The sequence below is a fragment of the Halococcus saccharolyticus DSM 5350 genome (assembly GCF_000336915.1).
GTDB classification, from domain to species: Archaea; Halobacteriota; Halobacteria; order Halobacteriales; family Halococcaceae; genus Halococcus; species Halococcus saccharolyticus.
Window position 1 is genome coordinate 182,951 of the sequence record NZ_AOMD01000018.1, and the last position, 16,103, is coordinate 199,053.

At 66.2% G+C, this 16,103-nt stretch carries 19 protein-coding genes and 1 pseudogene; 10 read left to right on the forward strand and 10 right to left on the reverse strand.

The genetic code is table 11. The features are described from left to right. The first annotated feature begins 31 nt into the window (after nucleotides 1-31). The 3 genes from C449_RS07380 (at nucleotide 32) to C449_RS07390 (ending at nucleotide 2,938) form a co-directional block, all read left to right on the forward strand. Nucleotides 32-1,462, forward strand: a complete 1,431-nt coding sequence (locus tag C449_RS07380) for a sugar porter family MFS transporter (RefSeq protein ID WP_049913963.1) — start codon at nucleotides 32-34, stop codon at nucleotides 1,460-1,462. A gap of 118 nt (nucleotides 1,463-1,580) precedes the next feature. After that, nucleotides 1,581-2,435: a UbiA family prenyltransferase gene (locus C449_RS07385; RefSeq protein ID WP_006077359.1), complete on the forward strand. Its 855-nt coding sequence runs from the start codon at nucleotides 1,581-1,583 to the stop codon at nucleotides 2,433-2,435. A gap of 71 nt (nucleotides 2,436-2,506) precedes the next feature. Further along, entirely contained in the window at nucleotides 2,507-2,938 is a 432-nt protein-coding gene (locus C449_RS07390; protein ID WP_152415676.1) for a hypothetical protein, read from the forward strand. 22 nt (nucleotides 2,939-2,960) lie between these two features. On the opposite strand, the gene C449_RS07395 is transcribed toward C449_RS07390, so the two are convergent. The 3 genes from C449_RS07395 to C449_RS07405 are packed head-to-tail and all read right to left on the reverse strand — an operon-like array spanning nucleotide 2,961 to nucleotide 5,874. After that, nucleotides 2,961-3,371, reverse strand: a complete 411-nt coding sequence (locus tag C449_RS07395) for a hypothetical protein (protein ID WP_006077361.1) — start codon at nucleotides 3,369-3,371, stop codon at nucleotides 2,961-2,963. A 12-nt stretch (nucleotides 3,372-3,383) separates the two neighbouring features. Next, a complete protein-coding gene (locus C449_RS07400; RefSeq protein ID WP_006077362.1) occupies nucleotides 3,384-4,565 on the reverse strand; it encodes a redox-regulated ATPase YchF in 1,182 nt (393 codons plus the stop codon). A gap of 7 nt (nucleotides 4,566-4,572) precedes the next feature. After that, entirely contained in the window at nucleotides 4,573-5,874 is a 1,302-nt protein-coding gene (locus C449_RS07405; RefSeq protein WP_006077363.1) for a polymer-forming cytoskeletal protein, read from the reverse strand. Between the two features lie 121 nt (nucleotides 5,875-5,995). On the opposite strand from C449_RS07405, the gene C449_RS07410 reads away from it, so the two are divergent. Next, on the forward strand, nucleotides 5,996-6,193 hold the full coding sequence (locus C449_RS07410; RefSeq protein WP_006077364.1) for a DUF5800 family protein: 198 nt from the start codon (nucleotides 5,996-5,998) through the stop codon (nucleotides 6,191-6,193). 40 nt (nucleotides 6,194-6,233) lie between these two features. Here C449_RS07410 and C449_RS18990 read toward each other — a convergent pair. Next, nucleotides 6,234-8,248 (reverse strand): annotated as a pseudogene (locus C449_RS18990) (S9 family peptidase). Nucleotides 8,249-8,504: 256 nt separating this feature from the next. Here C449_RS18990 and C449_RS18290 point away from each other — a divergent pair. Beyond that, nucleotides 8,505-8,645 carry a hypothetical protein gene (locus C449_RS18290; RefSeq protein WP_006077365.1) on the forward strand — a complete coding sequence of 47 codons (141 nt, stop codon included), beginning with the start codon at nucleotides 8,505-8,507 and terminating at the stop codon, nucleotides 8,643-8,645. A gap of 3 nt (nucleotides 8,646-8,648) precedes the next feature. Here the strand turns inward: C449_RS18290 and C449_RS07420 are convergent, their stop codons facing one another. Then, nucleotides 8,649-8,924, reverse strand: coding sequence for a DUF7111 family protein (locus C449_RS07420; RefSeq protein ID WP_006077366.1), 276 nt, complete (start codon nucleotides 8,922-8,924; stop codon nucleotides 8,649-8,651). 125 nt (nucleotides 8,925-9,049) lie between these two features. On the opposite strand from C449_RS07420, the gene C449_RS07425 reads away from it, so the two are divergent. Both C449_RS07425 and C449_RS07430 read left to right on the forward strand, forming a co-directional pair. Further along, the gene (locus tag C449_RS07425; protein WP_006077367.1) at nucleotides 9,050-9,829 is read left to right on the forward strand and encodes an AzlC family ABC transporter permease; all 780 of its coding nucleotides are present in this window, start codon (nucleotides 9,050-9,052) and stop codon (nucleotides 9,827-9,829) included. Then, complete coding sequence (locus C449_RS07430) at nucleotides 9,822-10,136, forward strand: AzlD family protein (protein ID WP_006077368.1); 315 nt, start codon at nucleotides 9,822-9,824, stop codon at nucleotides 10,134-10,136. The genes C449_RS07425 and C449_RS07430 overlap by 8 nt, the downstream gene beginning before the upstream one ends. A gap of 33 nt (nucleotides 10,137-10,169) precedes the next feature. Here C449_RS07430 and C449_RS07435 read toward each other — a convergent pair whose 3' ends face one another. Continuing rightward, nucleotides 10,170-11,312, reverse strand: coding sequence for an acyl-CoA dehydrogenase (locus C449_RS07435; protein ID WP_006077369.1), 1,143 nt, complete (start codon nucleotides 11,310-11,312; stop codon nucleotides 10,170-10,172). A 135-nt stretch (nucleotides 11,313-11,447) separates the two neighbouring features. Here C449_RS07435 and cysE point away from each other — a divergent pair, with 135 nt between their 5' ends. Continuing rightward, on the forward strand, nucleotides 11,448-12,014 hold the full coding sequence (gene cysE / locus C449_RS07440) for a serine O-acetyltransferase (RefSeq protein WP_006077370.1): 567 nt from the start codon (nucleotides 11,448-11,450) through the stop codon (nucleotides 12,012-12,014). A gap of 41 nt (nucleotides 12,015-12,055) precedes the next feature. Here cysE and C449_RS07445 read toward each other — a convergent pair whose 3' ends face one another. The 3 genes from C449_RS07445 to C449_RS07455 all read right to left on the reverse strand — a co-directional run bounded on the left by C449_RS07445 (nucleotide 12,056) and on the right by C449_RS07455 (nucleotide 13,881). Continuing rightward, complete coding sequence (locus tag C449_RS07445) at nucleotides 12,056-12,526, reverse strand: hypothetical protein (protein WP_006077371.1); 471 nt, start codon at nucleotides 12,524-12,526, stop codon at nucleotides 12,056-12,058. A 91-nt stretch (nucleotides 12,527-12,617) separates the two neighbouring features. Continuing rightward, nucleotides 12,618-13,094 (reverse strand): hypothetical protein, encoded by a 477-nt coding sequence (locus C449_RS07450; protein ID WP_006077372.1) that lies wholly within the window; start codon nucleotides 13,092-13,094, stop codon nucleotides 12,618-12,620. A 52-nt stretch (nucleotides 13,095-13,146) separates the two neighbouring features. Further along, complete coding sequence (locus tag C449_RS07455; RefSeq protein WP_006077373.1) at nucleotides 13,147-13,881, reverse strand: DUF2797 domain-containing protein; 735 nt, start codon at nucleotides 13,879-13,881, stop codon at nucleotides 13,147-13,149. Nucleotides 13,882-14,001: 120 nt separating this feature from the next. Here C449_RS07455 and C449_RS07460 point away from each other — a divergent pair, with 120 nt between their 5' ends. Next, entirely contained in the window at nucleotides 14,002-14,334 is a 333-nt protein-coding gene (locus tag C449_RS07460; RefSeq protein WP_006077374.1) for a BsuPI-related putative proteinase inhibitor, read from the forward strand. A 42-nt stretch (nucleotides 14,335-14,376) separates the two neighbouring features. On the opposite strand, the gene C449_RS07465 is transcribed toward C449_RS07460, so the two are convergent. Continuing rightward, nucleotides 14,377-15,306 (reverse strand): NAD-dependent epimerase/dehydratase family protein, encoded by a 930-nt coding sequence (locus tag C449_RS07465; RefSeq protein ID WP_006077375.1) that lies wholly within the window; start codon nucleotides 15,304-15,306, stop codon nucleotides 14,377-14,379. Nucleotides 15,307-15,466: 160 nt separating this feature from the next. Between C449_RS07465 and C449_RS07470 the strand changes: the two genes are divergently transcribed. Beyond that, nucleotides 15,467-16,099, forward strand: a complete 633-nt coding sequence (locus tag C449_RS07470; protein ID WP_006077376.1) for a DsbA family protein — start codon at nucleotides 15,467-15,469, stop codon at nucleotides 16,097-16,099. Nucleotides 16,100-16,103 lie beyond the last annotated feature (4 nt).

A 16,103-nucleotide genomic window follows, 5' to 3' on the forward strand; every position in this document is an offset into this window, starting at 1 on the left:
GAAATGTGATGAGTATCTGCGGTGGTGGACGATGGGGATAGCCGACCGGTTGGTGAACGCCGAGCACGAGCACAGCACCTTCGTCTACGTCATGGCGGGGATCGCCGCGCTCAACGGGTTGCTGTTCGGCTTCGATGTCGGCGTCATTTCGGGGGCGCTGTTGTACATCGACCAGACGTTCACACTGTCGCCGTTTCTGGAGGGGGTCGTCACCAGCAGCGTGCTCGTGGGGGCGATGATCGGTGCGGCGACCGGCGGAACGTTGGCCGACCGGTTCGGTCGTCGCCGGCTGACGCTCGCGGGCGCGATCGTGTTCTTCGTCGGCTCGTTCGGGATGGCGCTGTCGCCGACCGTCGCGTGGCTCATCGTCTGGCGGGTCATCGAGGGCGTCGCCGTCGGCGTCGCGTCGATCGTCGGCCCGCTGTTGATCTCCGAGACGGCTCCCTCCGACATCCGGGGCGCGCTCGGCTTCCTCCAGCAGCTGATGATCACGATCGGGATCTTGTTGGCGTACGTCGTCAACTACGCCTTCGCGCCCGAGTTCCTCGGGATCATCGGCTGGCGCTGGATGCTGTGGTTCGGCGCAGTGCCTGCGGCAGTGTTGGCAGTCGGGACGTACTTCCTCCCCGAGAGCCCACGCTGGCTCGTCGAAAACGACCGACTCGACGAGGCGAGAGGCGTGCTCGCTCGGGTCCGCGGCACCGACGATATCGACGAGGAGATCGAGCACATCCGCGAGGTCAGCGAAACCGAGGCGGAAGGCGATCTCTCGGACCTGCTCGAACCGTGGGTTCGTCCGGCGCTCATCGTCGGCGTCGGCCTCGCGATCATCCAGCAGGTGAGCGGCATCAACACCATCATCTACTACGCGCCGACGATCCTCAACAATATCGGGTTCAACGACATCGCCTCGATCGTCGGCACTGTCGGCGTCGGCACGGTCAACGTCCTCTTGACTGTTGTCGCCATCCTCTTCGTGGATCGCGTGGGTCGGCGACCGCTGTTGCTCGTCGGCACCGGCGGGATGACGGTAATGCTCGGCATTTTGGGACTCGGCTTCTTCCTGCCGGGACTGTCGGGGGTCGTCGGCTACGTGACGCTTGCGAGCATGATCGGCTACGTTGCGTTCTACGCGATCAGTCTCGGGCCGGTGTTCTGGCTGCTCATCTCGGAGATCTACCCGCTCCGTATCCGCGGGACCGCCGAGGGCGTCGCCAGCGTCTTCAACTGGGGAGCGAACTTCCTCGTCGCGTTGACCTTCCTCCCGCTGATCAACCGGCTCGGCGAGGGCCCTTCGTTCTGGCTGCTCGGTGGGTTCTGCCTCCTCGCGTTCGTGTTCGTCTACTCGCGCGTCCCCGAGACGATGGGCCGCTCGCTCGAAGACATCGAGGCCGACCTCCGCGAGAACGCGATGGTGGGCCCGGATCGGGAGCGATCGCCCGACCCCGCGTCCAACGACTGATGCGCCGGCAGTAACGCGCGTTTCAAGAATCGACGCGCGTTCGCACACCGACTGCTGTGGCGTCGAAACGCCACACTCTGGCCGCACAACTATGTGACGGGGACTCGAACGTGGGTGTATGGCTATCGCCCGCCACGAGCAGGGAACGCGAGCCGATCTCGCCGCACTCGCGTCGCAGGTTCATCCGGTCTTCATGCTCCCACCGCTCGCGGCGTCGTGGTTCGGCGCGGCACTCGCTCCCAGTCTCTCGCTGGCCGCCGGTGTCGTCCACATGGTGGCGATGTTCTGTGCGGTCTACACCGCCCACGTCAAGGACGGCTACGTCGACTTCTACGTCCGGAACGAGGACGACGACCACCCGCTCACGATGGGAGGTTGTCGGCTGGGACTCGCGCTTGCGACGACCGGGTTTGCGGCGTGTCTCGGCTGGCTCTGGCTCGCGATCGGGCTCGGTGCGATGCTCGTCACGCTGCCAGCGTGGTTCGTCGGCTACCTCCATGCGCCTCAACTCGACATGCACCCCGTGGGTGCGACCGCGGGCTATCCAGCCGGGATCGCGCTCTCGATCCTCGGTGGGTACTACGTTCAAACGGGCACGCTCTCGGTGCCAGCGATTGCGTTCGCGGTGGTGTTCCTCATCCTCCTCTCGGGGATCAAGGTTATCGACGACGCGAAGGACCAATCCTACGATCGTTCGATCGACAAGCGGACCGTCGCCGTGATGCTCGGTCGGGCGCGCGCTCGCCGGGTCGCATACGGCCTCGTCATACTTGCGCTCGTGGGTGTGCTCGTGGGTGCGACCGCTGGCGTGTTTCCGCCGAGCACTGCCCTCGCAGCCGTCGCGTTCGCCGGTGTCGCTGTGACAACCCGCCGGCTCGAACCGCGACGTGCGACCGAGGTGTTGATGCGCGGTTCCTACGTGTTTCTCGGGCTGCTCTTCCTCGCCGTGTGGTTCCGGCCGCTTCACGGTTAGATCGGGCCGTTCTTCCCACCCGTACTAGGCAACCACAACACCGAAACATGCCCCCCGTGAACCGGGTGTGGATGACCGACACTCGCTCCAACGACGACCCAAACGACACCGACCGAGCAGCCACCGACGGTGGCACGGACGAAACAGCTGAGACACCGATCGAGGCCGACGTCGTCGACGACGTTGCTGAAGACGAAACCGTTCCCCGAGATGGACTCGTCGACGCGCTCGTGGTGCTCAACGCCTCACTCATCGGTTCACACTCGACCTACGAGCGCGAATACGAGTACGTCACCGTCGACGGCGTTCGCGGCTACGTCGTTGATGCGGATGTGTGGGGACGGCTCCGCGAAGAGCACGATCTCGATTCGCGGCTCGCGGCGGCCGCACAGCGCGCCCACACCGCCCAGACCGAGCGACTGCTCGCGGCGGCCGACGACGACCGTACGACCATCGATGCGGGGATCGTCGTCGGGATCGACACGGCCGAAGTGATGAACTGACTGGCCGACGCCCCTGGCGCACTCACTCGGCGAGGGCGCTCGCCACGCGGTGACACCGATCGATCCATCGCCGCTGGTGGGTCTCGTGACTCACGACCCGGCCGGCGAAATCGGCCAGCGACGTGATTCCCTTTCGTTCGCACCACGCGACGCAGTCGGCGTACAGTTCTAGTGGATGATCCTCGTCGGTTACATCGTGGACCCAGAGTTCGTTCGCGCCGGCGAGATGAGCGAGGAAGGCACGAGTATGACCGTCGATGAGAACGGGTTCATCGCGGTCCGGAAACGCCGATGCGCCGCACAGAACGGGCAGCGGGTCGTACTGAGGTTCGTCGAAATCGAACCAGGCGGTCGCGGTGTGGAGCTTCCGATCCGAGAGGCAAAGTTGAGTCGGCTGTGGGTCGCCGATCGGCACCCGGAACGTCCTCGTCATCCTACCGCCATACTATTTCGCGGTGCTCACGATCTTCACCACGTCACCCTCCGCGAGTTCGTGGTCGTCGCCGATCTCCCGGTTCGAGCGTGCGTCCACCGCGTGAAGGTATCCCTCACCGATGTCCGAATGCACCGCAAAGGCGAGGTCGCGCGGCGTCGACCCACGGGGGACGAGGAAGGCGTCGGGGAGGGTGTTCTCCTGGCCGTCGGTCCACTTCGACTCGTTCTGGACCGGGTAGACGGTGATGAAGTCGAGCAGGTCGTACACCGCCTCGTTTAGCGCGCGCTGGACGCCGGTCCCGCCGTACGCCTCGACGACGTCTTCGACTGTTTCGAGCCCCGCACGCTGGCCCGCCGAGAGATCGCCCACGACCGCGAACTCGCTATCGCCGGGGTCGTACTCGATTACGCCCGCCTCGGCCCCGCGCCGGAGCGCGAGTTCGCCGTCCGCGGTCGCCGGGATCGCGCGTTCGGCGGCCGCGGCCAAGCGATCGAGGTTATCCGCGGGCGCGACATCGGCCTTGTTCGCCACGACGACGAGCGGTTTGGTCCGCGCGCGGATCTCGCGGGCGAGCGCGAGCCGGTCGTCGTCGGTCCACTCGCGTGGATCGGGCGGGTAGTCGAGTGTGCGCAGCGTCGCCGCGATCGCGGGCTCGCTCGCACCCACGCCGGACAGCAGCTCCGCGAGGTGGTCGTCGATCGCGAACCCGGGCGAGCGAGATCCGCGCTCGACGGTCTCCCAGTTGCGCTCGACGATCCCTGCGAGCCAGCGCTCGATCTCGCTCGCGATGAAATCCACGTCCTCGACGGGATCGTGATCGCCGACTTCGACCGGCTCGCCCTCGGCGTTCGTCCCGCCCGAGGCGTCGACGACGTTCAGGATGACGTCCGCAGTCGTCAACTCGTCGAGGAACTGATTGCCCAGCCCTCGTCCCTCGTGTGCGCCCGGGACGAGGCCCGCGACATCCAGGAGTTCGACCGGGACGTACCGCTTGCCGTCACGGCAGTGCTCGCTGTCGCAGCGTTCCTCACGATCGAGACAGGGACAGTCGGTCCGCACATACGAGACGCCACGATTCGCGTCGATCGTCGTGAACGGATAGTTGGCGACGTCGACCTCGGTCATGGTCGCCGCTTTGAAGAAGGTAGATTTGCCGGCGTTTGGCTTGCCGGCGAGCGCGAGCGAGAGCATGGCGCGCCTACTCGGGCGGTGTGAAACTGCCTTTCGGTTCTTCGGATTCCTCCGGATCGCGCGTTTCCGACTCCTCTGCACCCTCGGGATCGTCCACCGCCGGTTCCGCAGGCTCGCTCGCCTCCGGCTCGGCCTCCCGAATCACCGGTTCCGGAGGCTCCTCGTCGGCCGCGTCCGCTTCCCCGTTGTCTGCCGCCACCGATTTGCCTTCCGTCGACGATTCCGACCCGTCTTCGTCGGCGATGTTTTCCGTGTTCGCTCTGGTATCGATGGCTTCGATCGCCGGGATCGGCTCGGTTCGATCCACGTCCTCCGTCGGCTCGTCGGAGTCCTCGGAGTCGTCGGGATCGCTTGCCTCCATTCCGGCGTCTTCGCTCGGGCCGTCCTCTCCGATGCGCTCTCCACGGTCGTTCTCGGCGGGGTCGGGGACTTCATCGTTCGCCTCGGCGGCCGATCCGGGAGCGGTCGTGAGTGGGTTCCCTTCGCGGACGATCGTCATCTCGCCGCGAGCCCGCATCGCGCCCTCGACCACCGCACCCTCGTGGAGACGGAGCTGTTCGCACGCGATGTCGCCGCGAACCTGCGCGTCGGCGGCGACCTCGACCGCGCCACCGCGGGTCGTGACGTCGCCGTGGACCGTCGTCCCGCTCTCGATCGTGATCGATTCGCGCGCCCGGAGACTGCCGAATATCTCGGTACGCTCGCCGACCGTGATCGATGCCGCGCGGAGGTTGCCGTGGAGCCGACAGTCGGTCCCGACCTCGGCGGGTGTCGAGACCCGCCACGCGTCGTCGGTCACGTCGGCGTTCCGCGGGATCACGAGCGGCTCTCCGTCCCCTTCGTCGAACACCTCGGAAACGACGTCCTCCGCCATGTCCTCCTCGCCGATGTGGAGGAGATGGGTAAGGTAGGTGAAGAGGAACACGAGCGTCGGCACCGGGTTCCGAATCACGATCCAGCCGTTGGCGTCGAACCCCTCCTCGATCGTGACGTCGTCACCGATATCGAGATCGCCCGCGACTACGAGCTGGCCGTCGATGGTGACACGTTCGCCGATGTAGGCGTCCGCGCCCGCGAGTACGTTCCCCCCGATCTCACACCACGTGTCGAGCCGGCAGTCCGCGTCCGCCTCGACGTCACCGGCGATCGTCACGCGCTCGCCGGCGATCACGTTCCGGCCGCGGACGCCGAGCGCGATCTCGCTCTGTGTACCGACGATCACGTCCCGGTCGGTCACGATGGCGTGCTCTTCGACGGTGGTTCCATCGGGGACGACGAGCGCGGCGAGCGGGTCCGAGCGGAGCGACACACCGACGGTTCGGTGGGGGTGCGTAATAAATCCAATCCGTCTGTCGGCCACGGCCCGCCGCTCGCCCGCGAGCAACCAGAGAGGACGAGCGATTTTTACCGGCGAGCGACGAACCTCGGCTATGACTGTTCTATCGTTCGACGAGGAGGGTGTCGACGTGATCTACGAGGGCACCGAGTTCCGGCTCGAACGCACACTCGTCGAGGACGCCGTCGACAAGCCGTATCCCGAGATCACCGACCACGAGGTGCTCCAGATCGTCGAACCCGATCCGGTGTTGTCGGGGGAGCCACGCCGCATCGGCGACATCACTGCGTGAGGCCGAGACGTCCCCTGGCGATCGCGTTTCGGGCCGGCGATCACTCTTCTTCGTCGTCGGTGGTCGAGAGCCCCTCGTCACCGCGGTTGAGTGCGCGGGGAGCGTCGACGCGTGTGGAGTAGCCGTCGAACCAGCGGGCGATCCGCTCGATCCGATCGACGACGTGGGCGGGTTCGCCTGAGCGTGACAGTTCGTGGCCCTCGCGCGGGTAGCGCACCAGCCGGGTGTCGACGCCGTTTTTCTTGAGGAAGAGGTAGAACATCTCGCCGTTGTTGACCGGCACACGATAGTCGTCCTCGGCGTGAATCAAGAGCGTCGGGGTGTCGACTGCATCGACGTGGGCGACGGGTGAGTGCTCCCAGAGGAACGTGGGCTCTTCCCACGGTCTGGTGTCGAAATCCCACTCGACCAGCTTGAACGCGTCCGTCGATCCGTAAAACGAGAGCAGGTCGTACACGCCGCGCTGAGCGACCGCAGCCTGGAACCGATCGGTATGGCCCACGATCCAACCGGTCATGAACCCGCCGAACGAGCCGCCGGTGACGTAACACTCCTCGCCGTCGATGTCCTCGCGATCCGTGACCCGCTCCACGCCGGCGAGAACGTCCCCCATCGTCACCGCTCCCCAGTCGCGCTCGATAGCGGCGGTGAACGCCTGCCCATATCCTGTCGATCCTCTCGGGTTCGACCAGAACACGGCGTACCCGCGGGCGGCGAGCGTCTGGAACTCGTGCCACATCGTCCCCGCCGCCGTCCACATCGCGTGTGGCCCGCCGTGAATCTGGGTTATGAGTGGGTACGGTTCGTCGGCGTCGGATGATCGGTCGGCCTCTTGATCGGCGACGTCGGGCGGTGTCAGCACCCACCCCTCGATCGTCGGCCCGTCGTCGGCCGTAAATCTGATCAGCTCGGGTTCGCCGACGGCGTGATCCGCGAGATACGCCTCGTTCACCCGCGTCAGCCGGGTCGTGGTCGCTCCTTCGTGAACGAACACGTCGCCGGGGTGATCCCATTCGCTCCGGACGAACGCGACCCGCCCGCCGTCACGCCCGTGACGTGCCCGTCCGTGACGACCGTCTCGACGTCGCCGCTGCCGTCGCCGTTCGCGCGGCGGACGGCGAACGTGCCCTCGTCGGGCGTGACGAAGTAGACGGACTCCGCCTCGCGGTCCCACATGATCGTCGGCGTTTCGACCGTGCGATCGAGGTTCTCGGTGAGCGTCGCCGTCGTCTCGCTCTCGCGGTCGTACACCAGCAGATCGGTCTGACCCATCGCCCCCATTTCGGCCGGCGTGTGGGTGTAGGCGATCCGATCGTCGCCGGTGACGGCGATGGTCGGCATCCACTCGTTGGTCTGGAACACCGTCTCGACCTCGTCCGTAGCGAGGTCGTGGGCGAGTACGTCCACGACTGTGTTGTCGTCGGGATCGTCCGTCCGCTTCGCGGTGACGTAGAGCGTTTCGTCGCTCCACGCCGGTGAACCGTAGTCGTACTCTCCGTCGGTGACGCGTTCGATGTCCCCATCGAGATCGGCGACGTAGACGTGACTCCGGGTCCCGTCGAAGTAGCGCTCGTCGGCCCGGTACACCAGCCGATCGAGCACTCTCGGGTCCGGGACGGTGCGTTCGTCGCCGTGTAGGTCGCGCCCCTCCTCACGCTCGTCGACGGTCACCGACTGAACGAACGCGATCCGCTCACCGTCGCGGTCCCACGAGAGGGCGGAAACGTCACCGGGGACGTCGGTCACCTGCCGGGCCTCGCCACCGTCCACGGGGACGACCCAGAGCTGTGGCCGGTCGCTGTCGCCTCGTGTCGAGACGAACGCGAGGCGATCGCCCGACGGCGACCAGCGTGGTTCGGCGTCGACACCGTCCGTGAGGGTAAACTGTCGCGGATCACCCCCGCCGTCGGCGGGAACGACGTGGATCGTGGCCTCGACGGACTCCTCGTCCTTCGGTACCCGCCGAACGAACGCGACCCGATCGCCGTCCGGCGAGAGTCGTGGCTCGCTCACTCGCACGATGTCGTGATGGTCGCTCCCCTCGATCGGCTCCATGTCCGCTTCTCGATAGCGACTCTCATGCGCGTATCGATTGCCGTCGACCGCTCGATCGGGGCGGATCACTTGTAACAATTGGTCACCACGAAACCAGCGGTCGACGACGTGCTCCTCGCCATCGGCGTCGCTCTTCCGGTGGCGAACTGGTTCGTCGAGGAGAGACATCGAACGATACCCGTCGATCGCGCGTCCCGCGCGTGATCGAGATTCCGACGGCTGTGGGATTTAAGCCCCAGCAGGCGCTCCATCGGATATGAACCAGTATCTTCCTGGTGGGGTCGACCACCCCTCGTGGCGGACCGTTCTCGGGACGTTCGTCGGTTACGGAGCCATCTTGCTCGTGATGACGCTCCTGCTGTTCGCCGTGCCGTATCTCGTCTTCATTGCGCTCTGAGGGTCACATCCCCATGTCCGCGGCCGGATCGGGAACCGGGAGATCGTTCGGCGACATCCCCAGAAGTTCGGCCGCGTGGTCGAGCGCCATGTCGAAGCCGTAGTACCGTTCGAGTTCGTCGCTCTCTACTGTGGGTCGCACTTTAAGCATCGCGTACCCCTCGCGGTTCTGGGCGATCGCTGCGGTCGCCCCGCCGGACTCGAACGCGAGCACGCGCTCGGTTTCGGTTTCGGTGTAGCGGGCGGTGATGCCGTTCGCCTCGGCGGTCCCGTCGGTCATCGATCCGTGTTCGTCTGGCCGTAGCAAAAGTGCGTGGGTCCCGACCGACGACCGCGGTTCACAAAGCGGTTATCCACTGCGGTCGTGCAGCTTCACGATGATCGCCACCAGACGAGAGGAGCATCGTGGCTGAAACCGACCCGTCGACCGAGCGAGCGACGACCGACCGGGGTTCGAGGGACGGAGCGACGACGGGATCGACGGGTTCGAGCGAGGGACGGGACGTCACGTTCACGCTCGCGGGCGTCCGTGAAGGGTTCGTCACCGGGTTCCCGGTCGCGATCGGCGTCGCGGGCTACGGCATTGTTTTCGGCGTGCTCGCCGGTCGTGCCGGGCTGAGCGTCGCGGAGGCCGGGCTGATGAGTGCGACCGTGCTCGCGGGGGCCGCACAGCTCATCGCGGTCGAACTCTGGGCGGATTCGGTCCCGGCAGTCACCGTCATCGCCACGGTCGGGATCGTCAACCTCCGCTATCTCCTCCTGGGAGCCGCACTCCGGCCGTGGTTTCGCCACCTCTCGCCGCGCGCGGCCTACGGCAGCGTGTTCTTCACCGCCGACGAGAACTGGGCGCTCACGATCGCCCGGCTCCGCGAGGGCAGCCGACGGGGCGCGTTCCTCCTCGGCAGCGGACTCGTCCTCTGGCTGCTCTGGATCGCCGCGACCGTCCTCGGCGTGACCGCCGGCGATCTCGTCGGCGACCCCGCACAGTACGGGCTCGATTTCGTGGTGATCGCGCTCTTTCTCACACTCGCCGCCGGGCTCTGGGAGGGCCGTGAGTCCGTCCAACCGTGGCTCGCCGCCGCAGGCGTCGCGCTCGCCGCGAACGCCGTCCTCCCGGGCGAGTGGTACGTCATCGTCGGCGCGTTCGCGGGTGCCGGGGTCAGGATGGTGACTCACGATGGGTAGCGCGCTCGCACTCGACCCGGCAGTGCTCACCCTCATCGCCGGAATGGCCGTCGTCACGTACGCCACCAAGGCCGGCGGACTCTGGCTGGTCGGCCGTGTCGACCTCTCAGAACGGGCCGAAGCCGGACTCGACGTCCTTCCGGGTGCGGTCGTCGTCGCGTTCGTCGCACCCGCACTCGCGAACGGCGGCGTTCCCGAATGGGTCGCCGCGGCCGCCACCGTCGCTGTCGCCCGCAAGACTGGGAACCTGCTGCTGTCGCTCGCCGTCGGCGTCGGGACCGTGCTGGCGGTCAGGCAGGTCGTGTAGTTGCGTCCGGGTCGTGTAGCGGCGTTCCAGGCGTCAGTCGAGCAGCTGCTGGGCGATCGTGTTTCTGAGGACTTCGCTCGTCCCTTCGTAGATCTCGTTGAGCTTGGCGTCCCGGTAGAACCGCTCGGCGGGGAAGTCCTTGGTGTAGCCGTAGCCGCCGTGGATCTGGATGCCCTCGTTCGCGACCTCTCTGCTGATCTCGCTGGCGTAGAGCTTCGCCTGGGCGGCCTCCTTTCTGTAGTCCTCGCCACGGATCTTCAGATCGGCCGCTTGGTGCATCAACAGCTTGGCGGCCTGGAGTTTGGTGTCCATGTCGGCGAGCTTGTGCTGAATCGTCTGAAAGTCGCTGATGGGCTGGTCGAACTGTTCGCGGTCCTGCGAATACTGGAGCGCCTCGTCGAGGGCGGCCTGGGCGATCCCGACCCCGCGGGCGGCGATCGTTATCCGGCCGCCGTTGAGTGTCTTGAGCGCGTGGACGAACCCGCGACCTTCCTCGCCGAGCCGCCGTTCCTCGGGAATGGCCATTCCGTCGAAGCGGAGTTCGGCGGTCGGACAGCCCTTGTCGCCGAGTTTGTCCTCGGTGCCCTCGACGTGGAACCCGTCGTCCTCGTCGGGGCGGACGACGAACGAGGAGATCCCCTTGTTGCCCGCGTCGGGATCGGTCTTCGCGAACAGGGTGACGGTGTCGGCGACCGACCCATTGGAAATCCAGAGCTTGCCGCCGTCGATCACGTACTCGTCGCCCTCTTTCTCCGCCGTGGTCTCCATCGCGGGCACGTCGCTGCCCGCGCCCGCCTCCGAGAGCGCGAACGCGCCAACGTCTCGTCCCTCGGCGAGCGGCGTCAGGTACTCTTCTTTCTGGGCTTCAGACCCGAACTCGTAGAGCATGTTGCCAGCGAGACTGATGTGGGCGGCGACCACGGTACCGAGCCCGCCCGATCCCCGTGAAATCTCCGACAGGCCGATCGCGTAGGAGTGGTAGTCGAGTCCCGCTCCGCCGTACTCCTCGGGGAACGGCATCCCCATGAGTCCCAACTCTGCCATCTCGTCGACGAGGTCGTGCGGGAACTCGTCCTCGTGGTCGATCTCCGCCGCGCGGGGTTTGATCTCCTCGTCGACGAACTCCGTCACCATCTCCTCGATCTGTTTTTGCTCGGTCGAGAGACTGAAGTCCATGATCGTTCGTTCGGGGCGTGTTTCTTTACTGTTCCGCCATCGCGGCTCGGAGTACTTCTCGTTGAGGTGTCGTCGAGGCAAAGCGGACCCACATACCGACCGCTTATCTGCTGTCGTCCCGTGAGTCGGGTACACATGCTCTCGTTTCTCGACCGAATTCGAGAGGACGTCCGGACGGCGTTCGCCAAGGACCCTGCGGCGAAGAGCACGATCGAGGTGCTCCTCACGTATCCGGGGCTCCACGCCATCTGGACCTACCGGATCGCCAACGCTCTCTGGAAGCGCGACCACCGCCTCGCCGGGCGGCTACTCTCCCATTTCGCCCGCTTTCTCACCGGCGTCGAGATCCATCCGGGAGCCGAGATCGGCGACCGCTTTTTCATCGATCACGGTGCCGGCATCGTGATCGGGGAAACCTCCGAGATCGGCGACGACGCGATGCTCTATCAGGGTGTGACCCTCGGTGGGGACTCGCTGGAAGACAAAAAGCGCCATCCGACGCTCGAAGACGGCGCGACCGTCGGCTCGAACGCAACAGTACTGGGCCCGATCACCATCGGCGAGGGCGCGAGCGTCGGAGCCGGAGCCGTAGTATTAGAGTCGGTACCGCCGAACTGCACCGTCGTCGGCAACCCCGCGAAGCTCGTCGGCGAGTGTCAGGAAGACGAATCGATCGAACTCGGCAGCGGCTTTCCCGACTAAATTAGCAATTTTCGACCGGCGGGCGAATGCCCGGATGGAGACTACCGTGAGCGTGCCGGCGACCGATCGAGCGTCCCCGACGTGACCCCGCCGGCGATCCAGCCTTCGACGGCGAACAGACAGACGACGAATATCAGGAGCGGCCCGAACAGTGTATTTCCGGTGTAGAGCCATGGGACGCGTTCGATCCCGATCGTGTTGGCCGCGATCACGTCGTTGATCGCCCAGAACGTGCTGTCCTCGGCGCGCGGCACGGCTCTGCCCATGCTCGCCCAGAGGACGGTCGCGAGCACGGTGCCACCGAGTGCTCCTGCCAGGCTGCCGGTACGTGCCCGTGCCCGCCAGCGTCCTTCCGATCGACGGCCGGCGACGAGGCCACAACCGAACCCAGTGGCGAGCACCGCACCGATCGCGACCGGCCACAGCGCTTCGGGCAAGGGAATCGTGAGTCCGAGCACGGCCGCTGCGAGTGCCACACCGATACCCGACACGACCGGCGACCACTCGACCATGCAGCGTGTAACCTCGGCTCGCCTTTCAACCCGGCTATCGACGCACTATCGACCAAAAACGACGATTCCGTTGGTACTGGGGGACGAGCGCTCAGTCTTCGAGCGCGTCGGCGATCCGCTCGAGCGTCCGTCGGACGTCGTGAACCTCGTCGCGGAGCTGTCGAAGCTCGCGGACCATCTCCTCGTTGCCGCCTTCGGAGCCGCCCGGTCCGCCAGGACCCGCACCGGGACCGCCGCCCATTCCACCCATGCCGCCGGGGCCGCCACCGCCGCCCATCATCCCGCCCATCATCTGGGCGAACGGGTTGCCGCCGCCACCCATGCCGCCGCCGGGACCGCCACCGCCGCCCATCATCTCCTCCATGCGCTCCTCGCGACTCCGGTCGTCGCCGTCCTCGCCCTCGTGCTCCTCGGCGCGCTGCTCGCGGATCTCCTCGACTCGATCGCGGAAGGACTGCTCGTCCTCGCCTGCGTCGGATTCGGTGTCGGCGTCCGTCCCCGCCTCGGTGTCGGTTTCGGCGGCCGGTTCGGTGTCCACACTTTCGTCTTCGGGGTCGTCGTTCGCCATGCGCCCGGGTTCGCCGGCCCGTCGGAAAAGGGTTCGGTGACCGGTCGTGTCGTCACCGAAACCCGGTGAGACTGGTCTGGAGTTTCCGGTCGGTCGCACCCGCCGCGAGTTCGTGCCCAACGAGATCACGGAGATCGACCGCGTACGTCGTCCCGGCGTGATCGAGCACCAATAGCCGGCCCTTGACGCCGCGTACGGTTCCCGTGAGAAGTGTCTCGGCGACTGGGCGCTCGGCGAGACCGAGTCCGTACTCGAAGGCGAACTCGTCGCGGACCTCGAACGCGGAAAGCAGCTCGCTCCAGGCCTCTGCATCCACGATGCCGGCGAGGCCGCGAATCTTCGTCGGAACCCGCACCCGCTCGGTGATGTCGTGGTCGTCGGCGATCGCGGTCTCGCGTTTGCGCGCGCTCCGGCCGTCCGGGGCGACCTCGACGTGTGCGGCACGGTCGGCCCCCTGCTCGCGGAGCCTGGTGTCGAGTCGTGCCGATCGGGTGACGCCCACCTTGAACACCCTGGGTGCGAACGCCGCGAGGTAGATCGCGTGTTCCTCGCCGGAATCGCGGTTGTTCGCCACGGCCCACGGCACGGTGTGGAACTCACAGTACGGCGCACGCTCGCGGCCGCACGCGATGTGTGTCTCGCCATCGACCGTGCCCGCACAGTGACGCTCACCGAGAGTGTAGGCGACCTCCGTCCCGGGAGCCAGCGCCTCGCGGCGCACGTCGCCCGCCGCGGCGATCAGGAGGGCTGGCTCGTCCGGCCGGGAATCGTAGCCGACGACCTGCACGCCGTGCGGTAGGCAAGCGCTCGGCAAATCACTGCCGTTCCATCTCCGGCACTTCCGTTCCGTACTGTCCGCTGCCGTCCGCCCGTACGGTTTTGTCGCTCCGCACCGAACCCCTGCGTCATGACGCTCACCGGAACGCTCGACACCCGAACGGAAGCGGATCGAGTTGCGTTCGTCTTCACCGTCAAGAACGAAGATAGCGAGTCAGCGATGCTCTCTTTCCGTGACTCCTGTACCGCGGACTTCGCGGTACTCGACGGGGACGACGAGCGCTGGCGGTGGTCACAGGGGAGAATGTTCACGCAGGCGCTCCAATCCGAAGAACTCGAACCTGGCGAAACCGTCACCTACGAGGGTGAGTGGGAGCAGCCGGATGCGGGAACTCACACTGTCGTGGCGACTCTCGAAGCCGAGAACCACGACTGCGAAGCACGAACCGAGCTTTCGATTTGAAGCGGTCGACTCGACGGTGCGTTCGGGCCCGCTCCGTGGCGCTCAGGTCAGCTCCGCGATGAGCTCGCGCGCGCCGTGCCGGATCGCGTCGTCGCTCGACAGTTCGGGCGACCACCCGAGTGCGGTGAGTTTCTCGATCGAGAGGCGCATCCGGGGAACGTCGCCGGTCCAGCCACGGTCGCCGCCGGTGTAGGCGTACTCGGGATCAAGCCCCATCTCGTCGGCGACGATGTCCGCGATCCGGGTGACCGAGGTCGTGGTCCGCGTTCCGAGGTTGTAGGTGTTCATCGACTGGTCGGCGTGCTCCACGATGTGCTGGATCGCCTCGACGCAGTCCGTGACGTGGAGGTAGGACTTCTCCTGGCGGCCGTTGCCGAGGATCTCCAACTCACCGGGGTCGTCGTCGAGCTTCTCGATGAAATCCGGCACGACGTTGCCGCGCTGGTGTGGTCCGACGATGTTCGCGAAGCGGAACAGCCAGACCGTGAAGTCGTGGGAGTGAGCATACGTCGAGAGGATGCCCTCGTCGGCGAGTTTGCTCGCGCCGTAGATACTGATGGGTTCGAGCGGGGCGTAGTCCTCGGGCGTCGGCATCGGCGCTTCGCCGTAGACCGTCGACGAGGAGGTAAAGGCGATGTTCGAGACGCCGACCTCGTGCATGCGTTCGAGGACGTTGTACGTCATCGCGCCGTTCTCCTCGAACAGCTGGCGAGGGTTCGCGTAGTTCGTGTCGGTGTACGCCGCGAAGTGAAATACGCCGTCGAGATCGTCGGTGACGACCGACGCCACGTCGTCGGGATCGGTCATGTCGGCTTCGACGAATTCGACGCCATCGGGAACACGCTCGCGATCCCCTTTCGAGAGGTCGTCCGCGACGACCACCTCGTTGTCGTCGGCGAGTCGCGCCGCGAGATGCGAGCCCACGAGACCCGCCCCGCCGGTCACGAGCAGCCGTTTGTCGGAACAATCCATATCCCGGATGCCGAGCCACCGAGTATGTGTCTTCCGGTCCCGCGAGCGTTCGCCTCGCGGCGGTGTCGCGGGATTTATGGCCGCTGCGATGAAAGGACGACTAATGGAATCTCCCCGAGAGTCGGTCGCCGATTCTTCGAGCAGGACTCGGCCGCCATCGATGAATCGACGACGGGCGCTGCTCGGGGCCGCTGGCCTCGCCACGACCGCGCTCGCCGGCTGTCTCGGTAGCGGTGCGTCGGGAAACTCCGGAAGTTCGGGCAATGCAAGCGGCCAGAGCGGCGATGCGCTCCCGGCCCCGGTCAAGGGCGACGCCGAGGCAAGCGTGACCGTCGCAGTCTTCGAGGACTTCGCGTGTCCACACTGCCGGACGTACAACGTCGATGTCCTGCCACAGATCGAGTCCGAATACATCGAATCGGGGACGATCCGGTACGAACACTGGGATTTCCCCATCGTCAACCAACAGTCGAACGACGCGGCGAACGCTGCCCGCGCGGTGCAGGACCGCGCCGACGACGCGGCGTTCTGGAACTACGCGGGCTTGCTCTTCGAGAACCAGTCTTCGCTTGGAGCGGACCTCTACGGTTCGCTGGCGTCCGAAGTGGGGCTTGAAGCCGATCCCGTCCGCAGTGCAGCGACGAACCGCTCGTACGAATCGACCGTACAGGGTGACAAAGAACAGGGCAGGCAGCGCGGCGTGACCTCGACGCCGACAGTCGTTGTTAATGGGAACGTCCTCTCCGAGTACTCCTTCGACGCGATCAGCTCGGCCATCGAGTCGGCACGATAGCGCG